17 protein-coding genes are annotated in these 20533 nt (G+C 71.2%); 7 read left to right on the forward strand and 10 right to left on the reverse strand.

The window, feature by feature from the left end:
- Nucleotides 1-96: 96 nt before the first annotated feature.
- Nucleotides 97-1803 carry a GAF domain-containing protein gene (locus D581_RS0111485; protein ID WP_018957368.1) on the forward strand — a complete coding sequence of 569 codons (1707 nt, stop codon included), beginning with the start codon at nt 97-99 and terminating at the stop codon, nt 1801-1803.
- Between the two features lie 155 nt (nt 1804-1958).
- Here D581_RS0111485 and D581_RS0111490 read toward each other — a convergent pair whose 3' ends face one another.
- Nucleotides 1959-2816, reverse strand: a complete 858-nt coding sequence (locus D581_RS0111490) for a Cof-type HAD-IIB family hydrolase (RefSeq protein ID WP_026290423.1) — start codon at nt 2814-2816, stop codon at nt 1959-1961.
- Nucleotides 2817-2964: 148 nt separating this feature from the next.
- Here D581_RS0111490 and D581_RS0111495 point away from each other — a divergent pair, with 148 nt between their 5' ends.
- Nucleotides 2965-3867 (forward strand): LLM class flavin-dependent oxidoreductase, encoded by a 903-nt coding sequence (locus D581_RS0111495; RefSeq protein WP_026290424.1) that lies wholly within the window; start codon nt 2965-2967, stop codon nt 3865-3867.
- 21 nt (nt 3868-3888) lie between these two features.
- Here D581_RS0111495 and D581_RS0111500 read toward each other — a convergent pair whose 3' ends face one another.
- The 4 genes from D581_RS0111500 to D581_RS0111515 all read right to left on the reverse strand — a co-directional run bounded on the left by D581_RS0111500 (nt 3889) and on the right by D581_RS0111515 (nt 8268).
- Nucleotides 3889-4479, reverse strand: coding sequence for an RNA 2'-phosphotransferase (locus tag D581_RS0111500; RefSeq protein ID WP_018957371.1), 591 nt, complete (start codon nt 4477-4479; stop codon nt 3889-3891).
- A gap of 215 nt (nt 4480-4694) precedes the next feature.
- Complete coding sequence (locus D581_RS0111505; protein WP_018957372.1) at nt 4695-5642, reverse strand: MerR family transcriptional regulator; 948 nt, start codon at nt 5640-5642, stop codon at nt 4695-4697.
- Nucleotides 5639-7411, reverse strand: coding sequence for an SDR family oxidoreductase (locus D581_RS0111510; protein WP_018957373.1), 1773 nt, complete (start codon nt 7409-7411; stop codon nt 5639-5641). Before D581_RS0111510 ends, D581_RS0111505 begins: the two co-directional genes overlap by 4 nt.
- The gene (locus D581_RS0111515) at nt 7408-8268 is read right to left on the reverse strand and encodes a M24 family metallopeptidase (protein ID WP_018957374.1); all 861 of its coding nucleotides are present in this window, start codon (nt 8266-8268) and stop codon (nt 7408-7410) included. The genes D581_RS0111510 and D581_RS0111515 overlap by 4 nt, the downstream gene beginning before the upstream one ends.
- Before the next feature lie 356 nt (nt 8269-8624).
- Here D581_RS0111515 and D581_RS0111520 point away from each other — a divergent pair, with 356 nt between their 5' ends.
- The 5 genes from D581_RS0111520 to D581_RS0111540 all read left to right on the forward strand — a co-directional run bounded on the left by D581_RS0111520 (nt 8625) and on the right by D581_RS0111540 (nt 13196).
- The gene (locus tag D581_RS0111520; RefSeq protein WP_018957375.1) at nt 8625-9629 is read left to right on the forward strand and encodes an ABC transporter ATP-binding protein; all 1005 of its coding nucleotides are present in this window, start codon (nt 8625-8627) and stop codon (nt 9627-9629) included.
- Nucleotides 9619-10527, forward strand: a complete 909-nt coding sequence (locus D581_RS0111525; RefSeq protein ID WP_018957376.1) for an ABC transporter permease subunit — start codon at nt 9619-9621, stop codon at nt 10525-10527. The genes D581_RS0111520 and D581_RS0111525 overlap by 11 nt, the downstream gene beginning before the upstream one ends.
- The gene (locus tag D581_RS0111530) at nt 10524-11435 is read left to right on the forward strand and encodes an ABC transporter ATP-binding protein (RefSeq protein WP_018957377.1); all 912 of its coding nucleotides are present in this window, start codon (nt 10524-10526) and stop codon (nt 11433-11435) included. Before D581_RS0111525 ends, D581_RS0111530 begins: the two co-directional genes overlap by 4 nt.
- Nucleotides 11436-11465: 30 nt before the next feature.
- On the forward strand, nt 11466-12185 hold the full coding sequence (locus D581_RS0111535; RefSeq protein WP_018957378.1) for an ABC transporter permease subunit: 720 nt from the start codon (nt 11466-11468) through the stop codon (nt 12183-12185).
- Nucleotides 12186-12488: 303 nt separating this feature from the next.
- On the forward strand, nt 12489-13196 hold the full coding sequence (locus D581_RS0111540) for a hypothetical protein (protein WP_018957379.1): 708 nt from the start codon (nt 12489-12491) through the stop codon (nt 13194-13196).
- A gap of 71 nt (nt 13197-13267) precedes the next feature.
- On the opposite strand, the gene D581_RS0111545 is transcribed toward D581_RS0111540, so the two are convergent.
- From D581_RS0111545 to D581_RS0111565, 5 genes are all read right to left on the reverse strand, one after another.
- Nucleotides 13268-14083, reverse strand: a complete 816-nt coding sequence (locus D581_RS0111545; protein ID WP_018957380.1) for an HAD family hydrolase — start codon at nt 14081-14083, stop codon at nt 13268-13270.
- Nucleotides 14080-15357, reverse strand: a complete 1278-nt coding sequence (gene serS, locus D581_RS0111550; protein ID WP_018957381.1) for a serine--tRNA ligase — start codon at nt 15355-15357, stop codon at nt 14080-14082. The genes D581_RS0111545 and serS overlap by 4 nt, the downstream gene beginning before the upstream one ends.
- A 652-nt stretch (nt 15358-16009) precedes the next feature.
- Nucleotides 16010-16945, reverse strand: a complete 936-nt coding sequence (pheA, locus tag D581_RS0111555) for a prephenate dehydratase (protein ID WP_018957382.1) — start codon at nt 16943-16945, stop codon at nt 16010-16012.
- Between the two features lie 194 nt (nt 16946-17139).
- Nucleotides 17140-18486, reverse strand: a complete 1347-nt coding sequence (efeB, locus tag D581_RS0111560; RefSeq protein WP_018957383.1) for an iron uptake transporter deferrochelatase/peroxidase subunit — start codon at nt 18484-18486, stop codon at nt 17140-17142.
- 5 nt (nt 18487-18491) lie between these two features.
- Nucleotides 18492-20522 carry a copper resistance protein CopC gene (locus tag D581_RS0111565; RefSeq protein ID WP_018957384.1) on the reverse strand — a complete coding sequence of 677 codons (2031 nt, stop codon included), beginning with the start codon at nt 20520-20522 and terminating at the stop codon, nt 18492-18494.
- Between the last annotated feature and the right edge of the window lie 11 nt (nt 20523-20533).

The raw sequence follows: 20533 nt of genomic DNA on the forward strand, positions 1-20533 counted from the left end.
GCGACACCGAGCCGGGCCCCGGGCGACCGGCGCCCCTACGCCCGCCCCGTACATTCTCGACTTTCGCCCTCTATCGGGACTAACTAGGCTCAGGTCATGGCAGAGCCCGACCCGCAGGACTCCCTGGACGCCGCCACCCGGGCCGCCCGCAGCCTCCAGGGCCTGTCCACCGAGCTGACCGCGCGGGTGCCGCAGCTCCTGGAGGCGATGCGTTCCGTCGGCGCGGGGCTGGAACTGCACTCCACCCTGGACCGGATCTGCGAGACGGCGGCCGAGCTCGCCCACGCCCGGTACGCCGCCATCGGCGTCGTCGACGAGCTGGGTGAGGGGCTGTCGGACTTCGTGACGTACGGCGTTCCGCAGGAGGTGGCCGAGGCGATCGGGCGACGCCCCGACGGCCACCGGGGTCTGCTCGGCGCGCTGATCCACGACCCCGCCCCGGTCCGGCTGGCCGATCTGTCCACCGATCCGCGGTCCGCGGGCTTCCCGCCGGGGCACCCCTCGATGCGGACCTTCCTGGGGGTGCCCATCCGGGTCCAGGGAGATGTCTTCGGCAATCTCTACCTGGCCGAGAAGCAGGATGGCGCCGAATTCAGCGACTACGACCTCCACATGGTCAGGGTGCTCGCCACCGAGGCCGGGATCGCCATCGGCAACGCCCGGCTGTACGAGGCGGCGCGGCAGCGGGAGCACTGGATCGACGGTTCCGTCGCGGTCACCACGGCCCTCCTGTCGGGCGGGGACGCCGACGAGGCGCTGTCCGTGGTCGCCGAACAGGCCCGCCGGCTCGCCGACTCCGCCGCCGGGATCGTGCTGCTGCCCGCCGAGGAGGGCGGCCTGGAGATCGTCGCCGTCTCGTCCGACGACCCCGCGTCCTCGCTCGGCGTGATCATCCCGCCCCGGAGCGCGGTGGTGGCGAAACTCCTGGCGGGCGAGGCGGTGTTCATCGACGACTCCGCCACCGACAGCCGGATGGTCACCAAGCTGGCCGACCGGTTCGGCCCCAGCATGATGCTGCCGCTCCACAGCGGCGGCCGGGTGCTCGGCGCGCTGGCCACTCCCCGGGCGCGGGGCGCGCGCCCGTTCACGGAGACCGAGCGGACGCTCGCCACCCAGTTCGCCTCCCAGGCGGCGCTCGCGTTGATGATGGCGGAGGCGCAGCGGGACCGGGAGCGGCTCGCGGTGTACGAGGACCGTGACCGGATCGCCCGCGACCTCCACGACCTGGTGATCCAGCGGCTGTTCGCCACCGGGATGATGCTGGAGAGCGCCCAGCGCCGGTCGGTGGTGCCCGAGGTGCGGACCGGCGTCGGCCGGGCTGTGGACGAACTGGACGTGACGATCCAGGAGATCCGCACGGCCATCTTCGCGCTCCAGCAGGAACCGGCCGCGGCCCCGTCGGGGCTGCGCACCCGCGTGCTGCGGGAGATCAACATGGCGGCCGTCCCGCTGGGCTTCAAGCCCTCGCACCGCTTTCTCGGCCCGGTGGACTCGCTCGTCGGTGAGCTGACCGGCAAGAACCTGGTCGCCGCGCTGCGCGAGGCCCTCTCCAACGCGTTCCGGCACGCGGGGGCGTCGCTGATCGATGTGGTCGTCGACGCGACGGTGACCCTGCCGGACGGGCGGGCAGCGGTACGCCTCTCGGTCGCCGACGACGGGGTGGGCATCCCGGAGGGCGGCCGCCGCAGCGGGCTGCGCAACCTGGCCCGCCGGGCCGAGTCGCTGGGCGGATCGAGCCGGATCGAACGGGGGATCGGGGAGGGCGGTGGCGGTACGACGGTGGTGTGGGAGGCGCCGCTGTGAGGGCGGCGCGACGGTGGCACCGCAGGGCGGGCGGGGCTGGTCTCGCGGGCCTGCCGGGCCCGCGAGGCGGTGTGCCGGGCCTGCGAGGCGGTGTGCCGGGCCCGCGAGGTGTGCCGGTGTTCCGGTGTGCTGGCGGGCCGGTGTGCCGAAAGGTTTCAGCGGGTCTCTGCGCGGGCGGCGAGGATCCGCTCGATGACGACCGCCACCCCGTCCTCCTGGTTGGTCGCGGTCCGGCCCGAGGCAGCGGCCACCGCGTCCGGGTGGGCGTTGCCCATCGCGAAGGAGGCGCCGGCCCAGCTGAGCATCTCGATGTCGTTGGGCATGTCGCCGAAGGCGACCACCTCGGCGGGCGAGATGCCGCGCTCGGCACAACAGGCGGCGAGCGTGGTGGCCTTGGAGACGCCGAGCCCGCTGACCTCCAGGAGCGCGGAGGGGCTGGATCGGGTGATGGCGGCCCGGTCGCCGGCGGCCGTACGGGCCAGGGTGAGGAAGGCGTCGGGGGACAGCTCGGTGTGGTGGGCCAGCAGCTTGATCACCGGCGCGCCGGTGCCCGGGGCGTCCTCGTGCAGCAGCTTCTCGGCGACGGCCACGGCCGCGCCCGGGTCCAGGTGGAAGGGCGGGTAGGCCGGTTCGTAGTTGATGCCGGTGGTCATCTCGACGGCGAAGGAGGTGCCGGGGGCCGTCTCGCGCAGGGCGCGCACGACGTGCAGGGCGGCTGCGCGCTCCAGCGGCCGTACGGAGAGCAGCTCGCCGTCCGTCCGCAGGTCGGTGACCACGGCGCCGTTCGCGCAGATCGCCGTACCGTGGCTCTGGACGTGGTCCCGCACGACGTCCATCCAGCGGGCCGGCCTGCCGGTGACGAAGAAGACCTCGATCCCGGCCTCCTCGGCCGCCGCGAGGGCCGCGACCGTACGCGCGGACAGCGTCTTGTCGTCGCGCAGCAGGGTGCCGTCGAGGTCGGTGGCGATCAGCCGGGTCACGGCGGGAAGAGGCGTATCGGTCACTGAGGTCACCGGGTCATTCTCGCCCACAACGGTGCACGTGCGTGCGGAGGGGCGCACATCTGAGTGGGTAAGGCGTTGATCTGCGGAAAAGTCCTCTGGCATATGCCAACGCCATCGGGTGGCCGTCACGCGTGCGCACGGTCGTAGGCTCAGGGGCATGAGCCCTCGCCTGAGCACCGTGATCCTCCCCGTCCACCGCTGGCACGAGGGCGGGCGCGACCGCTGGCAGCGCGCGGAGGAGCTGGGCTTCCACACCGCCTACACCTATGACCACCTGTCCTGGCGGACGTTCCGGGACGGCCCGTGGTTCGGGGCGCTGCCCACGCTCACCGCCGCGGCGACGGCCACCGAACGCCTGCGGCTGGGCACCCTCGTGACCTCGCCGAACTTCCGCCACCCGGTCACGCTGGCCAAGGAGCTGATCTCCCTGGACGACATCTCGGGCGGCCGGGTCACCCTCGGCATCGGCGCCGGCGGCAGTGGCTTCGACGCCACGGCCCTGGGCCAGGACGCCTGGACCCCGCGCGGACGTGCCGACCGCTTCGCCGAGTTCGTCCCGCTCCTGGACCGGCTTCTCACCGAGGACGCGGTGACCCAGCACGGGAAGTACTACGCCGCGGAGGAGGCCCGCAACATCCCCGGCTGTGTCCAGCGGCCCCGCCTGCCCTTCGCGGTCGCCGCGACCGGACCGCGCGGCCTGAAGCTCGCCGCCCGGCACGGGCAGGCCTGGGTCACCACCGGCGACCCGAAGCTGTACGAGAACGGCACCCCGGAGGAGTCACGGGCCGCGCTGCGGGGGCAGAACGAGAGGCTCACGGCGGCCTGCGCGGAGATCGGCCGGGACGCATCCGAGCTGGACCGGATCCTGCTCACCGCCTTCACACCGGACCGCAACGGCCCGTTGGAGTCCGTGGACGCGTTCGTCGACTTCGCGGGGCGCCACGCCGAGCTGGGCTTCACCGAGATCGTCATCCACGCCCCGATCCCCGATTCGGTCTTCGACGTCGACCCGAAGGTCTTCGAGCGCATCGCGACCGAGGCGCCCGCGCAGCTGGCTTAGTGGCGTAGCGACCGGGGTCCTTCAGTCGCGCAGGCGCAGGAACCGCGGAGGTACGGCGTCGGCGAGCCAGACGCCGTTGGCGCTGACCCGGAAGACATGGCCGGCGCGGTGCATCGCGCCCGCGTCCACGGTGAGGACGAGGGGGCGCCCGCGACGGGCGCCGACCCGGGTGGCCGTCTCCCGGTCGGAGGACAGGTGGACGTGGTGGCGGGCCATGGGGCGCAGGCCCTCGGTCCGGATCGCGTCCATCACCCGGGCGACCGTGCCGTGGTAGAGGTACGCGGGCGGTTCGGCCGGCGGCAGGTCCAGGTCGATGGCGACGGTGTGACCCTGATTGGCGCGGATGCGGTCGCCTTCGATGCCGCCCTGGACACTGCTCCCCACGCTGCTCCCGGCACCGCTCTCGATGGTGAAGCGCCGCTTGTCGTTGGCGGCGACGACATGGTCGAGCTCGGCGCGAGAGAGGGTGAATCCGTGCCGGGCCGCGGCGCGCAGCAGCTCCTCGACCGCTACCCAGCCGTTCTCGTCGAGGGTGAGGCCGATGCGTTCCGGCTGATGACGCAGATGGGTCGAGAGGTACTTGGACACCTTGACGGTGCGATGTTCGTCCATGGCGTCAGAGTGCCTGTGGCGGGCTTGCCCGTGCATGCGCATTTCGGCTCGTAGGCTTCTCACCTCGTCGTCTCGTCACCTCGTCACCTCGTCACCTCGTCGGCTCTTCGTTCTTCCGCGGTTCTTCGACCTTTCTCCTTGGACGGGTTTGATCCACAGCCAACCCGGGTTATCCACAGGCTATTTGGCGGTTCTGTGGACAACACCCATTCGCTTCAGGTGCTTTCGTTGATTTCGTGCTCTTTGAGGCGAGTTGCGCTCAGGTGGTCCAAGGTGCGTGCCTGAACCTCTCGTTCGGTGGCCGCTGCGACGAAGGCGGCCACCCGCTCCGCGCCAACCAACTGCTGCACTGCTCGTGTTGTCCGGGCCGGGAGCAGCACGGGGCGCGTCGCGTTCTCGGAGATCGCCGTTTCCTCCGCGCCGAGGTGGTGGTGCAGATGACGTGTCGCGAACGTGCGCATCGCACGGGCCAGTTCCGCGTCCACCGTCTGCTGGGCGAGGGGGCGCAGCCGCCGTACGAGCGACGCCGCCTCGGCCGCGTCGGAGTCGGTGGGAGGCCGATGGCCCAGATAGCGGGCGAAGACGTGCTCAGTGGTGAACTCAAGGAAGCGGGAGGCGATGTGCTCCACCTGACCGCGAAGTTCCCGTAGATGTCCGGAGATCGCGGGCAGCGGGACCCCGGCCCCGTACAACTCGACGGCCACCGCCAGCTCTTGCGGGCTGGGCACGAGGAATTCGTCGTCCCGGCCGGGCACCCGCTCCAGCACGCCGAGCTCCACCGCCTCGGCGATGGCCTCGTCGTCCTGCCGACCGCCGAACCTCGCGTCCAGCTCCCGGCGGGTGATCCGGTCGGCCTCCTCGTCCGTCCACGGGCCGTGCACCTCGGCGACCAGCCCGAGCACCCCGCCGAGCCCCCGTCCCGCGTCCCACGCCTCCAGCAACTCCTTGATGCTGGCCAGGGTGTAACCCCGGTCGAGCAGGTCCGCGATCTGCCGCAGCCGGGCCAGATGGGTCTCCCGATACACATTGGCCCGGCCGCGCCGCTCGGGCGTCGGGAGCAGCCCCCGGTCCTGGTAGGCGCGGATCGTGCGCACCGTGGCCCCACTGGCGTGGGCCAGGTCCTCGATCCGGTACTCGGCGGCCCGGGCGCCGGCCCCGGTCACAGCGGGGGCTTCAGCCGGGCGACGGAGCGCAGGGCCCCGGGGCTCAGCCGGGACAGCAGCCGCGCGCCCCGCGCCTCGGGGGTCACCGGCACCACGGCCTGGTTGCGCACGACCGCCCGCAGGATCGCGTCGGCGACCCTCGTAGGCGGGTAGTTGCGCCGCCCGTAGAGGCGGCTCGTCCGCTTCCGGAGCCGCGCCTCCTCCGCCGCGTCGGTGCCCGCGAAACGCGTGGTGGCGGTGATGTTGGTGTTGACGATGCCGGGACATATCGCGCTCACCCCGATCGACTTCTCCGCCAGCTCGGCCCGTAGACATTCGCTGAGCATCAGCACGGCCGCCTTCGACGTGCTGTATGCGGGCAGCACCCGGGATGGCTGGAAAGCCGCGGCCGACACCGTGTTGACGATGTGGCCGCCCTGGCCCCGGTCCGCCATCTGGGTGCCGAAGATCCGGCAGCCGTGGATGACGCCCCACAGATTGACGTCGAGGACCTTCTTCCACTCCTCGCTCGTGGTCTCCAGGAAGGAGCCGGCCAGCCCGATCCCGGCGTTGTTGACCAGGACGTCGACGATGCCGTACTCGGCGGCGACCCGGGCGGCGAGCTTCTCCATCGCGGCCTCGTCGCTGACGTCGACCGCCTCGCCCCAGGCCGCGGGCGCCCCGATCAGCCGCGCCAACTCCGCGGTCCGGGCGGCCCCCTCCGCGTCCCGGTCCACGGCCACGACCCGGGCGCCCGCCTCGGCGAACGCGAACGCGGTGGCCCGCCCGATCCCGGAGGCCGCGCCCGTCACCAGGACCAGCTGACCGCCGAACCGCTGAGCGTAGGGGCCCTGCGCGGCCGTCCGCTGCGCGGGCGCGCCCTCCCGCCCGGCGGACTCGCTCGCGGCGACGAACTCGTCGATCCAAGCGGCCAGTTGGTCCGGCCGGGTGCGGGGCGCCCAGTGCTTGGCGGGAAGCGAGCGGCGCACCAGGGTGGGGACCCAGTCCTCCAGCCCGTCGTAGAGCCGCTCGGAGAGAAACGAGTCGCCGGTCGGCGTGATCAGCTGGACGGGGGCGTGGGCAAAGGCGTCCGCGCGGGGCCTGCTGAGCCGGGCACGGACGTTGTCGCGGTAGAGCCAGGCGCCGTGCGCCGCGTCGTCCGGCAGGGAGGCGGTGGGGTAGTCGCCCGCGGGCACCTTCTCCAGGCGCTCCAGGATCCGGGGCCACCGCTTCCCGAGCGGGCCGCGCCAGGCGAGCTCCGGCAGGACCGGGGTGTGGAGCATGTACACATACCAGGACTTCGCGCCCTGGCCGAGCAGCTGGCCGACCCGGCGCGGGGTGGGGCGGGTCATCCGGCGCTTGATCCAGTGCCCGAAGTGGTCCAGGGACGGACCGGACATCGAGGTGAAGGAGGCGATCCGGCCCTCGGTCCTGCCGACCGTGACGAACTCCCAGGCCTGGACGGATCCCCAGTCGTGACCGACCACGTGCACCGGCCGGTCCGGGCTGACCGTGTCGATCACGGCCAGGAAGTCGTCGGTCAGCTTCTCCAGGGTGAAGCCGCCGCGCAGCGGCTTCGGGGCGGTGGACCTGCCGTGCCCCCGCACGTCGTAGAGCACCACGTGCCAGTGCTCGGCCAGCCGGACGGCGACGTCCGACCAGACCTCCTTGCTGTCCGGGTAGCCGTGGACCAGCACCACGGTCGGCCGGCCCGCGTCGCCCAGTTCGGCGACGCACAGCTCGACGCCTCCCGTGACCACGCGTCGCTCACGTGCCTGGGACAGATTCACGCCGCCACCTTCTCCTCGGCCCAGCGCCGCACGTGCGGCAGATCCTCGTCCAGCCAGAAAGCGCTCTGCTCGGGGTCCTCGGAGTCGGTGACCACCAGGATCTCCTCGAACTTCGCGCCCGTACCCCGGAATCCGAGGTGGGGCTCGACCGCCCACAGGCCCGGCTGCGGCGGGTGGTCGGAGAAGCGGTAGGGGCTCCACAGCGGTGACCAGCCGTCCCGGTGGCCGTGCAGCGCGTCACTCACCAGTCCCTTGAGAGCCTGGGTGCCGAAGCCGAACACCTGCGGCGACCAACGGCGTTCGGCGACGCGGCCGATCTTGTGGGCGATCACGCCGAAGGGGTGGGCCCGGTGCCTGTTCGCGTATCCCTGTGCGGTCATGAGGCGTTCGACGTCCTCGTATATCTCGCGCAGCGAACGGCGCTCGCGCACCTCCCGCAGGATCAGCTCGCGGTGGGCCTCCAGATCGGCCAGCAGCCTGTCGTGCAGTGGATTGAGGCCGAGGCACCCCGCATATCCGACACCGGCGGTGAAACCCTTGTGGACCGGGGCCATGTCGAGGATGAACGGCATCCCCGGCTCCAGCTTCCGGTCGGTCGGGAAGAACTGCGGCGGCACCTTGAACCGGGCGAACGCCGTGCGGTCGCCGAACCAGGCGAACGGAAGGTGGAACCAGTCGCGCACGCCTCGCTCGCGCAGCCACGTGCGCTGCATCCGGGCCGCCTCGCGCTCGGTCACCCCCGACCGCAGCTGACCGGCGACCGCCTCCGCGCAGGCATAGGCCAGACGCTGGACTTCTCTGAATCCCCGGAGCTCCGGGGTGCTTTCATACTGCACTGCCGCGGTCATGCCGGTCATGCCACCGTCCGTTCCCTGCCGTGTGCGGTACGCGTCCGTAACGTGACACTGATGAATGTGACCATGTCCGGCGGCTGCGTCAAGGGGGGCTGCACGTCCTGTGGACAAGCACGGGCGCCGGGCGCCGGTCTGTGGAAAACTCCGCCCTGCCCGCAGGAGCCCGGGCCGACGGCACCCGGTGAACCCCGGTCGCGCCGCCCGTCCCGGAGACCGGGCCTCGTCCTTCGCGGGGTCCCCCTACGGGCGCGTACGCCTGGAGTCTGACGTGGATCCAGCCATCAGGGCTGACGACCCCTGTGGTCCGCGCCACTAACGTCTTCTCCGTGACAGCCGTTATCGCTACCGAAGCCCTGAGCATGCGGTTCCCCCGGGTGACCGCGCTTGACCGGCTCACGTTGGACATCGGACCGGGTGTGACCGGTCTGGTGGGTTCCAACGGAGCCGGCAAGTCCACACTGATCAAGATCCTGCTGGGTCTCTCCCCCGCCACCGAAGGCCGGGCCGCAGTGCTCGGGCTAGATGTCGCGACCAGCGGCGCCGCCATCCGGGAACGGGTGGGGTACATGCCCGAGCACGACTGCCTGCCGCCCGACGTGTCGGCGACCGAGTTCGTCGTGCACATGGCCCGCATGTCGGGGCTGCCGCCCACGGCGGCCCGCGAGCGCACGGCCGACACCCTGCGCCACGTCGGCCTCTACGAGGAGCGCTACCGCCCCATCGGCGGCTACTCGACCGGCATGAAGCAGCGGGTCAAGCTGGCCCAGGCCCTCGTCCACGACCCCCAGCTGGTCCTCCTCGACGAGCCGACCAACGGTCTGGACCCGGTCGGCCGTGACGAGATGCTCGGCCTGATCCGACGGATCCACACCGACTTCGGCATCTCCGTGCTGGTGACCTCGCACCTCCTGGGCGAACTGGAACGCACCTGCGACCACGTCGTCGTCATCGACGGTGGCACGCTCCTGCGCTCCAGCTCCACCAGCGACTTCACGCAGACCACCGCGACCCTCGCGGTCGAGGTGACCGACAGCGACACCCACCCCGACGGCACCGGCGCGCTGCGCGAGATCCTCACCGCCGCCGGGGTCACCCTCATCGGCCACGACGGGATCGACACGGAGGGGCTGCCGGGCGCGGGCCACATCCTGCTGATCGAAGCGGCCGACGAGGAAACGTACGACCTGGTCCGCGACAGCGTCGCCGGGCTCGGGCTCGGTCTGGTCCGCATGGAACAGCGCCGCCACCACATCGCCGAGGTCTTCCGTGACGAACAGGGCGGGGCGCACAGCACCGCCGTCCCGGCCGCGGCCGCCACCGTCGGGGCCGTACAGCAGAAAGGAAGCGGTCGCGATGAGCACTGAGACCGGGACCGCGGCCGGGCGCGACGCCTCCCGGATCCACAACATCGGCTACCGCTCCTACGACGGACCGCGGCTCGGCCGGGCCTACGCCCGCCGCTCCCTGTTCTCGCAGACGCTGCGGGGCTCCTTCGGACTGGGCCGTTCCGCCAAGTCCAAGGTGCTCCCCATGCTGCTGTTCGGCGTGATGACGCTGGTCGCGGCGATCCTGGTGGCGGTCTCCATGGCCGCCCCGGACGCCAGCAAGCTGGTGGTCGAGTACACCTCGTACGCGATCTACCTCCAGGCCGTCATCGGCCTGTTCATCGCCGCCCAGGCACCGCAGGCGGTGTCCAGGGACCTCCGGTTCAAGAGCGTCCCCCTGTACTTCTCGCGGCCGATCGAACGCGCCGACTACGTGGGGGCGAAGTTCGCCGCCACCGCCGCCGCGCTCTTCATCCTCACCGGCGCGCCGCTGCTCGTCCTCTATGTGGGCTCTCTGCTCGCGAAGTTCGACTTCGCGGATCAGACCAAGTGGTTCGGCCAGGGACTGGTGTCGGTGGCGCTGCTGTCCGTGCTGTTCGCCGGCCTCGGCCTCGTGATGGCAGCCCTGACCCCGCGGCGCGGCTTCGGCGTCGCCGCGGTGATCGCCCTCCTGACCATCACTTACGGCGCCGTCTCCACGATCCAGGCCATCGCCTGGGAGACCGGGTCGGAGGGGGCCGTGCAGTGGCTTGGCCTCTTCTCGCCGATCACGCTGATCGACGGCGTCCAGACCGCGTTCCTCGGCGCGACCTCCGCCTTCCCCGGAGGGGAAGGACCGGGGGCCGGCACCGGCGTGGTCTACCTGTTCGTTGTTCTCGCGCTCGTCGCCGGCTCGTACGCCGTTCTGATGCGCCGCTACCGGAGGGTCGGGCTGTGACCACCATCGAGATCGACCACACCTCGCGTTGGTTCGGCAACGTGGTCGCCGTCAACGACGTCTCCATGACCGTGGGGCCCGGCGTCACCGGACTTCTCGGCCCGAACGGTGCCGGAAAGTCCACCCTCATCAACATGATGGGCGGATTCCTCGCCCCCTCGACGGGGAATGTCACGCTCGACGGCCGGCCGATCTGGCGCAACGAAGCCGTCTACAAGAAGATCGGCATCGTCCCGGAGCGGGAGGGGATGTACGACTTCCTCACCGGCAAGGAATTCGTCGTCGCCAACGCCGAACTCCAGGGCCTGGGCGGGGCCGAGGCGCAGAAGGCGCTCGCCACGGTCCAGATGGAGTACGCGCAGGACCGCAAGATCTCCACGTACAGCAAGGGCATGCGCCAGCGCGTGAAGATGGCGTCCGCGTTGGTCCACGAGCCCTCGGTGCTGCTCCTGGACGAGCCGTTCAACGGGATGGACCCGCGCCAGCGGATGCAGCTGATGGAACTGCTGCGGCGGATGGGGGGCGAGGGGCGCACGGTCCTGTTCTCCTCCCACATCCTCGAAGAGGTCGAGCAGTTGGCCTCGCACATCGAGGTGATCGTGGCCGGACGTCACGCCGCGTCCGGTGACTTCCGGAAGATCCGCCGGCTGATGACGGACCGCCCGCACCGCTATCTGGTGCGCTCCAGCGACGACCGGGCCCTCGCGGCCGCGCTCATCGCCGACCCGTCCACGGCGGGCATCGAGGTCGACGTGACCGAGAAGGCACTGCGGATCCAGGCCGTCGACTTCGGGCGGTTCACCGAACTGCTGCCGAGGGTGGCCCGTGAGCAGTCCATCCGGCTGCTGACCGTCTCGCCGTCCGACGAGTCCCTCGAATCGGTCTTTTCCTACCTCGTAGCGGCCTGAGTAGTGGCCTGAAAGGAGCTGTGCACCGTCATGTACGACCCCACAGTCGCCCGGCTCACCTACCGGGCCCTGCTCGGCCGGCGCCGGGCCGCCATCCTGTTCGTCCTGCCCGCACTGCTGCTGCTCATCGCCGCGGCCGTGCGCATGTTCGCCGGAGCCGATGACCAGGTCGCCTCGGACGTCCTCGGCGGTTTCGCCATCGCCACGATGGTGCCGCTGATCGGCGTGATCGCGGGCACCGGGGCGATCGGCCCCGAGATCGACGACGGCTCGATCGTCTATCTGCTCGCCAAGCCCGTGAAGCGGCCCACGATCATCTTCACCAAGCTGATCGTGGCCATCGCCGTGACCATGGTGTTCTCCGCCCTGCCGACGCTTCTCGCGGGCCTGATCCTCAACGGCAACGGCCAGCAGATCGCCGTCGCCTACACGATCGCGGCGCTGGTCGCCTCGATCGCGTACAGCGCCCTGTTCCTGCTGCTCGGCACGGTCAGCCGGCACGCGGTCGTCCTCGGCCTGGTCTACGCCCTGGTCTGGGAGGCCCTGTTCGGCAGCCTGGTGGCCGGCGCGCGGACGCTCAGCGTCCAGCAGTGGTCCCTGGCGGTCGCCCAGAAGGTCGCGGGCGACGGCGCGGTGACCTCGGACGTCGGCCTGCCGCTCGCCACGGTCCTGCTGGTCGCGGTCACGGTCGCCGCCACCTGGTACGCGGGCCAGAAGCTGCGAGCGCTGAAGCTGGCGGGCGAGGAGTGAGGCCTGCGGCCTGAGCCCTCGCGCGCCCCGACGACCCCCGCCCTTTCGGACCTGGGCGGGGGTCGTCGTATGAGCGGACAGGTGTGCGCGTAACCGTACGTTTATCGGGTCGTTGGGCAGGGTGCGTGGAGGCAACTGGAATCCGTGGCGTCGTAGCGATCGTGAAATAGGGGAATGCCGGCACCGGGTGAGGCTCAGCCCACCGGACCGGTCATCGAGTGAGTGGCAACCGTGAGCGTCCTCCACCCCTGAAGCCCGGGGTGTGGGCCGTCCTCGTCATTCCCTCGTACGAAAGGCACACTCATGCCCACGGAAGTCGCCCTGCTCGAATCGCGCGCGTTGCGCGGGGAGCAGATGGGGCGCGTCGACGTCCTCGACAAGGTGAAGAGCCTGGTCATGCTCCCGGACGGAATTCACGTTCGCACAGAGGACGTGGCTCGGTACTTCGAAGTATCCACAGAGACCGTGAAGAAGGTGACCCAGCGGCATCGGGCGGAGGTCCAGGAGAATGGCCTCGTCCTTCTGCGCGGCTCTGAGCTGCGGTTCTTCCATAGGGACATGTTGTCCCTATGGGGCGGGGAGGGGGCGGAAAGTTATCCACAGGCCGCCACGCAACTGACCCTCTACACCCGCCGCACCGTCTTCAACGTCGCCATGCTTCTTCGCGACAGCGACATCGCCCGCTGCGTGCGTACGTACCTCCTCGACGCCGAGGAGGCGCTGCGCACGCAGTACGCCTCCCTCGACCAGCGCGTCACGCGCATCGAGAGCTGCCTCACCGGCGTCGGCAGCGCGCTGCAGGAGCTCGGGCCGGTGCTGGTGCGGATGTCGGAGCGGCTCGACAGTCTGGACCGCAAGGTGGAAGTGACGCACCAGGTGATCGGGGCGATGAGTCTGCGGCTGACGGATGTGCAGCAGGACGTCGTCCGCCTGGACGGGCGGCTGGACTCCTTCGCCCGACAGCTGAAGGATCTGCGCCGCCGTAGCGGGCAGCGCGGGCAGCGCGGGTAGCGCCGATACACCGGCGGCCCGGCACCGTGGGAAACGGTGCCGGGCCGCAGTCGCGCTGCCGGGTGGGCGTCCTACTGCACGGGCGCCGAGCGGAGCAGCTCCTCCAGCACCACCGCGATGCCGTCGTCATCGTTGGACGCGGTGATCTCGTGGGCGACGGCCTTCAGGTGGTCGTGGGCGTTGGCCATGGCCACGCCGTGGTGGGCCCAGCCGAACATCGGGATGTCGTTCGGCATGTCGCCGAAGGCGATCGTGTCGGCCGCCTTCACACCGAGCCGGCGGGCGGCCAGCGAGAGGCCGGTCGCCTTGCTCAGGCCCAGCGGCAGGATCTCGACCACGCCGGCCCCGGCCATGACCACGTCTACCAGGCTGCCGACCGCCGCCCGCGCGGCGAAGGCCAGCGCGTCGTCGTCCAGCTCCGGGTGCTGGATGTAGACCTTGTTGAGCGGGGCCGTCCACATCTCGGTGGCGTCGTCCACGAAGAGATACGGAAGCGGCCCCTCCTGTACCCGGTAGCCGGGGCCCACCAGCACCTCGCCGTCCAGTCCGTCGCGGCTGGCCGCCAGGTGCAGCGGGCCGACCTCCGCCTCGATCTTGGACAGCGCGAGACCGGCGAGCTGCCGGTCCAGGGTCAGGGAGGTCAGCAGCTTGTGCTCGCCCGCGTGGTAGACCTGCGCGCCCTGACCGCAGACCGCGAGCCCCTCGTAACCCAGGTCGTCCAGGATGTGCCGGGTCCAGGGGACCGCACGTCCGGTGACGATGATGTGCGCGGCGCCGGCCGCCGTGGCGGCGGCCAGGGCCTCGCGGGTGCGTCCGGAGACCGTGTCGTCCCCGCGCAGCAGTGTGCCGTCGAGGTCGGTCGCGACGAGCTTGTAGGGGAAGGTCACTTGGCGACCGGTTCCAGGACCTCGCGCCCGCCCAGGTACGGGCGGAGCATCTCGGGCACCCGGACAGAACCGTCGGGAAGCTGGTGGTTCTCCAGGATCGCCACGATCGTGCGCGGTACGGCGCAGAGCGTGCCGTTCAGCGTGGCCAGCGGCTGGACCTTCTTGCCCTCGCGCATCCGGACGGACAGGCGGCGGGCCTGGAAGCCGTCGCAGTTCGACGCGGAGGTGAGCTCGCGGTACTTGCCCTGGGTCGGGATCCACGCCTCGCAGTCGAACTTCCGCGAGGCGGAGGAGCCGAGGTCACCGGTGGCGACGTCGATCACCTGGAAGGGGAGTTCGAGGGCGGTGAGCCACTGCTTCTCCCAGTCCAGGAGCCTGCGGTGTTCGGCCTCGGCGTCCGCGGGGTCGACGTACGAGAACATCTCGACCTTGTCGAACTGGTGGACGCGGAAGATGCCGCGGGTGTCCTTGCCGTACGTGCCGGCCTCGCGGCGGAAGCACGGGGAGAACCCGGCGTACCGCAGGGGCAGCTTGTCGGCGTCGATGATCTCGTCCATGTGGTACGCGGCGAGGGGGACCTCGGAGGTGCCGACCAGGTAGTAGTCGTCCTTCTCCAGGTGGTACACGTTCTCCGAGGCCTGGCCGAGGAAGCCGGTGCCCTCCATGGCGCGGGGGCGGACCAGCGCCGGGGTGAGCATCGGGACGAAGCCGGCCTCGGTGGCCTGCGCGATCGCCGCGTTGACGAGGGCGAGCTCCAGCAGCGCGCCGATGCCCGTGAGGTAGTAGAACCGTGAGCCGGAGACCTTGGCCCCGCGCTCCATGTCGATGGCGCCGAGCGCCTCGCCGATCTCCAGGTGGTCCTTGGGCTCGAAGCCCTCGGCGCCGAAGTCCCGGATGGTGCCGTGGGTCTCCAGGACGACGAAGTCCTCCTCGCCACCGACCGGCACGTCCTCGTGGACGATGTTGCCGAGCTGGAGCAGGAGCCGCTTGGCGTCCGCGTCGGCCTCGTCCTGGGCGGCGTCGGCCGCCTTGACGCCGGCCTTGAGCTGTTCGGCCTTCTTGAGGAGCTCGGTGCGCTCCTCGGGGGTGGCCTTGGGGATCAGCTTGCCTAGGGACTTCTGTTCGGCACGGAGTTCGTCGAAGCGGACGCCGGACGACCTGCGCAGCTCGTCGGCGGAGAGCAGGGCGTCGACGAGGTCGACGTCCTCTCCACGGGCGCGCTGGGAGGCGCGAACACGGTCGGGGTCCTCACGGAGCAGGCGAAGGTCAATCACCCCTCCAGGCTACCGGTGCGCGGTTCTCGCACTCGAACCGATATTGCCGAGCGTGCCACTTTGACCGAATTGCCGGAATTGATATTTCTGTGGGGAATCGTCGGCGGCGCGGGTCGACTCCCTCGAACAGGGGAGAAGGCCTGGTCCGCCTTGACGTACCCGCCTTGAGTGGGGCGGGAGTTGAGGGTGTGCCGTTCGTCGTGCTGGTCGTCGTTGTCCACAGGAGGGTCTGCGTCGGAATAGTTATCCACAGGCTGTGTGGGAGTTCTGTGGATGCTGGAGGGCATTTGCTTCGAAACTCGGATTAATCCCTGCGTAACCCCCACCCAAACCCGTTCCGTGCGCTCGTTCGGGTGGGAATTCATCGCCCTAAAGAGTTGATCAAGGGGGTAGGGGCGACGTGGACGCCTCGTGCCGCCTCGCGCCTCTGTGGACGGCCCCGAGTCGACTGGGTTGATTTGTCGACGATGTCGCATTGCGGTGTCGACTTGTCCCCAGGTCGAGAGCCCTCCTGTGGATAACTCTCCGGAGTGCGTGACTATCCGTAGATCGCACCACTGCGGAGTGCGTAAGCAGGCCGCTCCGGGAGCCTTCGAGTCTTCGCGCCTTGGTGCCTTGGTGCCTTGGCGCCGGAGCTTCTCCTGCCCGCCCGTCAGATCCGGCCGTCCTGGCTGCGCGCCAGCCAGTCGGATGCTTCCGTGAACGCCGTGTCCGACGTGCCCGCCCGCAGCGGCCCCACCTCGTCCGGGGAGACGCCCGCCCGCGGGTACGAGCCGAGGAACCGCACCTTCGGGCTGATCCGCTTCAGCCCCATCAGGGCCTCCCCGACCCGCCGGTCCGCGATGTGACCCTCGGCGTCCACGGCGAAGCAGTAGTTGCCGATGCCCTCGCCGGTCGGGCGCGACTGGATCAGCATCAGGTTGACGCCGCGCACCGCGAACTCCTGGAGCAGCTCAAGGAGGGCGCCGGGGTGGTCGTCGCCCAGCCAGATCACCACGGAGGTCTTGTCCGCGCCGGTCGGTGCGGAGGGCCGGGCGGGCCGGCCCACGAGGACGAAGCGCGTCTGGGCGTTCTCCGCGTCGTGGATCTCCGTCACCAGCGGCTCCAGGCCGTAGGTCGCGGCGGCGAACTCCCCGGCGAACGCGGCGTCGTACCGCCCCTCCTGGACCAGCCGGGCCCCGTCCGCGTTGGACGCGGCCGACTCCCACAGGGCCCCCGGCAGGTGGGCCGCCATCCAGTTGCGCACCTGCGGCTGGGCGGCCGGGTGGGCGGTGACCGTCTTGACGTCCGACAGCTTGGTCCCGGGCCGTACCAGCAGCGCGAAGGTGATGGAGAGCAGCACCTCGCGGTAGATCATCAGCGGTTCCCCGCCGGCCAGCTCGTCCAGCGTCGCGGTGATGCCGCCCTCGACGGAGTTCTCGATCGGCACGAGCGCCGCCGCCGCCTCCCCGCTGCGCACGGCGTCCAGGGCGGCCGGCACGGACACCATCGGGGCGAGTTCCCGGGTGGCGGCTTCCGGGAGCGTACGGAGGGCGACCTCGGTGAAGGTGCCTTCGGGACCGAGATAGGCGTAGCGCGTGGCTGACATACGGTCACCCTAATGTGCCCCGCGAGGCCCGCCGCGCAGTCTCAGAATGCGGTCGGAAGGGCGCGCAAAGACCACGCCACACGCGCTTCCCGGCCGCCGGGACCCACGTGCTTCCCGGCCGGAGCGGGGACGGGACGAAGGTCGTCGCGGAAGTGCGTGATGCCGAGCCGGTCCGGCAAACGGCGCGGGCGCTCCTACGACTCCAGCAGCCGCTGTCCCACGTACTCGCCCTCCGCCGCCCCGCCCGGGACCGCGAACACCCCGCTCGCCTCGTGCCGGAGGAACGGCGACAGCGCGTCGCCCCGGTCGAGCTTGCGCTGCACCGGCACGAATCCGCGGAACGGGTCCGCCTGCCAGCAGACGAAAAGGAGCCCGGCGTCCGGAGCGCCGTCCTCCGCGATGCCGTCGTGGTACGAGAACGGGCGGCGCAGCATGGCGGCCCCGCCGTTCTTCTCGGGCGAGGAGATCCGGGCGTGGGCGTTGTCGGGGATCACGAGCCTGCCGTCCGGGCCCGCCTTGTCGAGGTCCATCTCCGTGGTCTCGGTCCCCCCGCTCAGGGGCGCCCCGTCCGCCTTGCGTCGCCCGATGACCCGCTCCTGGCGTTCCACCGGAAGCTTCTCCCAGTCGTCCAGGAGCATCCTGATCCGGCGGACGACGGCGTACGAGCCGCCCTCCATCCACTCCTGCGGTTTCCCGGGGGAGGCGGGGACGAACACGCGCCGGTCGAAGTCCTCGTCGGTCCGCTTCGGATTGCCGGTCCCGTCGATCTGGCCCATCAGATTGCGGGCGGTCATCGGGCGGGCGGTCGCGCCGGGGGTGCGGTTGAAGCCGTTCATCTGCCACCGCACCCGTGCCGTGCCCGAGGCTTCCTTCTGGAGGGCCCGCAGCGCGTGGAAGGCGACCAGCGCGTCGTCGGCGCCGATCTGCACCCACAGGTCGCCGTTCGACCGCTCGGCGTCGAGGGCGTCGGCGGAGAACGCGGGCAGCGGGTCGAGCGCGGCGGGCAGGCGGCCGGTCAGGCCGGTGCGCGCGAAGAACGTACGGCCGAAGCCGAAGGTGACGGTCAGGGACGACGGCCCGGCGTCCAGGGCGATCCCGGTGTCGTGCCCGGGGCCGTCCGGCCCGCCCGCTGTGGGGCGGCCCGCCATCAGCTCCTTCGCCACCGCGGACCAGCGCCGCAGCAGGGTCGCCGCCTCCTTGCGCCGGGCGCCCGCCGCCAGGTCGAAGGCGACGAGATGGCCCCGGGCCTGAAGCGGAGTGGTGATCCCCGGTTGATGTTTCCCGTGAAACATCGCCTCGGCCGCCCCGACGCTCGTCAGCGCGGCCGTCTCCTCGGGGCGGGTGGCGGCGTACCCGGCAGCCCCGCCCCCGGCCCCCAGCACCAGCCCCGTGGCGCCCGCCGCACCCGCCGTGCCGAGCAGCCGCCGCCGCGATACGCCGGTACCGCCGACGTGGTCGGCGCCCGGGGTACTGGTGGCGGGGCTGCCCGGGGTACCGGTGGCGGCGGTCTCGTCCGGAGTCTGTTCCTTGGTCTTGCTCACCGTGCTCAGCCGATCTTCGCGTTCTTGTCGATGGTGACCTGGTCGATGTCAGAGGTCCTTACCGTCACGTCGACCTTCCAGTCCCCGGCCATCGGGATCTGTACGCCGCTCGCCGTCCAGTGCCCCTCGGCCAGCCGGTCCGGGACGACCGGCAGTGGGCCGATGTCCTTCGACTCCAGAGTGAGGGCCACCTTCAGCTCGGGAACGTCCATCGGCTCGCCGTCGCTGCCGTCGATCCACACATGCAGATCGTTGGATCCGGTGCGGCCGGGGTCGATGTCGATGCGGACGGTGCCCTTGCCGTTCTGGCCGCCGGTGTCGAACGGCATGCTCAGGTTGACCGGGCCGCCGGCGGCGGGGGCGGTGGCCGCGGTGGCGCCGGCCGCGGCCTCCTCCTCCGTACGGCCGGGTTCGGTGGACGTCAGCATGGTGGTGACAGCCAGCAGGACGACGGCGACGGCGGCTTCGGCCAGCACCGAGCGGCGGAGCCCGGAGCGCTCCGGGTCGGCGTCCCGTACCCGCTTCTTCTTCGTCGCGGTCAGAACGGCCCGCTGACGGGCCAGTTGCGCGGCGCGCTCGGGGGCGATGTCCTCGTTGGAAGCGTCGGAAGCGTCGGAAGCGTCGGAAGCGTCGGAAGCGTCGGAAGCGTCGGAAATCTCGGGAACCTCGGAAACCTCCGACGACATGGCCGTGACCGGGGCCGGGGCGGTGTCCCCCGGCGCGGTCGCGGCGTCCTCATCCTCGGCTCCGGAGGAGGAGGCGACGGCGGTGTCCGTCAGCCGCCCCGTCCAGCGCCGGGAGAACCAGGCGACCGCGAGCAGGACGGCGATCAGCGCCACCTTGAGGATCAGCAGCTGCCCGTAGCGCGTCCCGGTCAGCGCCGACCAGGAGCCGACCTGTCGCCAGGACTGGTAGAGCCCGGTCGCCGCCAGGACCACGACGCTGCCGAACGCGACCGCGGAGAAGCGCCGGACCGCGGCGCTCCCGATGTCCGGCGTCCGGTACAGCGCCACCAGGAGCGAGGCGAGCCCACCGAGCCACGCGGCGACGGCCAGCAGGTGCACGACGTCCACCGGCATGGCGATGGACGCCTGGATGCCGGTCGAGGCGTGCTCGGACATCGCCCAGGTGGCGGCGATGCCCGCCGCGACGACCCCGCCCCCGACGGCGAGGCCGAAGGTGAGGTCCTTCTTCTCCCGCTCGTCCTCGCGCCGGGCGTACGTGCCGAAGAGCACGGCGATGAACAGGGCAGCGGCCCCGAGCAGCAGCAGCCGGGAGACGAGGGCGGCGCCGGGCTTGGTGTCCAGGACGGACTGGAGCCCGGCGAGGTCGAAGGCGTCGGCGAACTTGCCGCTGCCCGTGTACGGGTTGCGCAGCAGCAGCATGACCAGGGTCGCCACGGTCAGCGTGAGCCAGCCGCGGACCACGAGTCGCTGCATCGGCGGGGCGGACGCGCCCCGCCGCCAGCAGACCAGGACGAACGCGCTGCCGCCGACGAGCAGCACGAATCCGCCGTAGGCGGCGTAGCGCGCGATGTCGTAGACGACGCCGACCGGGCCGCCGCCCACGTCCTGGGAGGACAGGGCCACCGTGGTCTCGGACGGGGCGCCGATGGAGAACGTGAACGCGCCGGAGATGGGGTGGCTGTCGGCGGAGATCGCCTGCCAGGCCACCGTGTAGGTGCCGTCCTGCAGACCGGAGTGGAGGGCGACGCCGTAGCGGACGGTGGAGCCCTCGGAGAGGTCGCGCGGTTCGGCCTCGGTGTCGGCGCGCTTGCCGCTGGGGTCGAGGACGCGGATGGAGTCGTCGCCCACGGCGATGGCCTCGGAGAAGCTGAGGGTGACCTCCTTGGGCGCGGTGTCCACCACCGCCCCGTCCTGCGGGTCGCTCCCGGTGAGGGCGGCGTGCGCGGACGCCGGGCCCGCGCCGGCCAGCAGCAGCCCGAACACCAGGCTGAGCAGCGCGGCCAGGAGCGCGGCGGCGGCGACGGGCCGTCGTATCGGGGACGGTCCGGCGTACGGGGCGGTGGCAGACATCGATTCAGTCC

The organism is Streptomyces sp. CNB091 (assembly GCF_000377965.1).

What these genes read in the sequence shown, in the direction of transcription:
- D581_RS0111500 (WP_018957371.1), bottom strand. Translation starts at nt 4,479, where the DNA reads ATGGACGAACATCGCACCGTCAAGGTGTCCAAGTACCTCTCGACCCAT.
- D581_RS0111520 (WP_018957375.1), top strand. Translation starts at nt 8,625, where the DNA reads ATGCGGTTCCCCCGGGTGACCGCGCTTGACCGGCTCACGTTGGACATC.
- D581_RS0111540 (WP_018957379.1), top strand. Translation starts at nt 12,489, where the DNA reads ATGCCCACGGAAGTCGCCCTGCTCGAATCGCGCGCGTTGCGCGGGGAG.
- D581_RS0111535 (WP_018957378.1), top strand. Translation starts at nt 11,466, where the DNA reads ATGTACGACCCCACAGTCGCCCGGCTCACCTACCGGGCCCTGCTCGGC.
- D581_RS0111485 (WP_018957368.1), top strand. Translation starts at nt 97, where the DNA reads ATGGCAGAGCCCGACCCGCAGGACTCCCTGGACGCCGCCACCCGGGCC.
- D581_RS0111495 (WP_026290424.1), top strand. Translation starts at nt 2,965, where the DNA reads ATGAGCCCTCGCCTGAGCACCGTGATCCTCCCCGTCCACCGCTGGCAC.
- D581_RS0111565 (WP_018957384.1), bottom strand. Translation starts at nt 20,522, where the DNA reads ATGTCTGCCACCGCCCCGTACGCCGGACCGTCCCCGATACGACGGCCC.
- pheA (WP_018957382.1), bottom strand. Translation starts at nt 16,945, where the DNA reads ATGTCAGCCACGCGCTACGCCTATCTCGGTCCCGAAGGCACCTTCACC.
- D581_RS0111515 (WP_018957374.1), bottom strand. Translation starts at nt 8,268, where the DNA reads ATGACCGGCATGACCGCGGCAGTGCAGTATGAAAGCACCCCGGAGCTC.
- D581_RS0111525 (WP_018957376.1), top strand. Translation starts at nt 9,619, where the DNA reads ATGAGCACTGAGACCGGGACCGCGGCCGGGCGCGACGCCTCCCGGATC.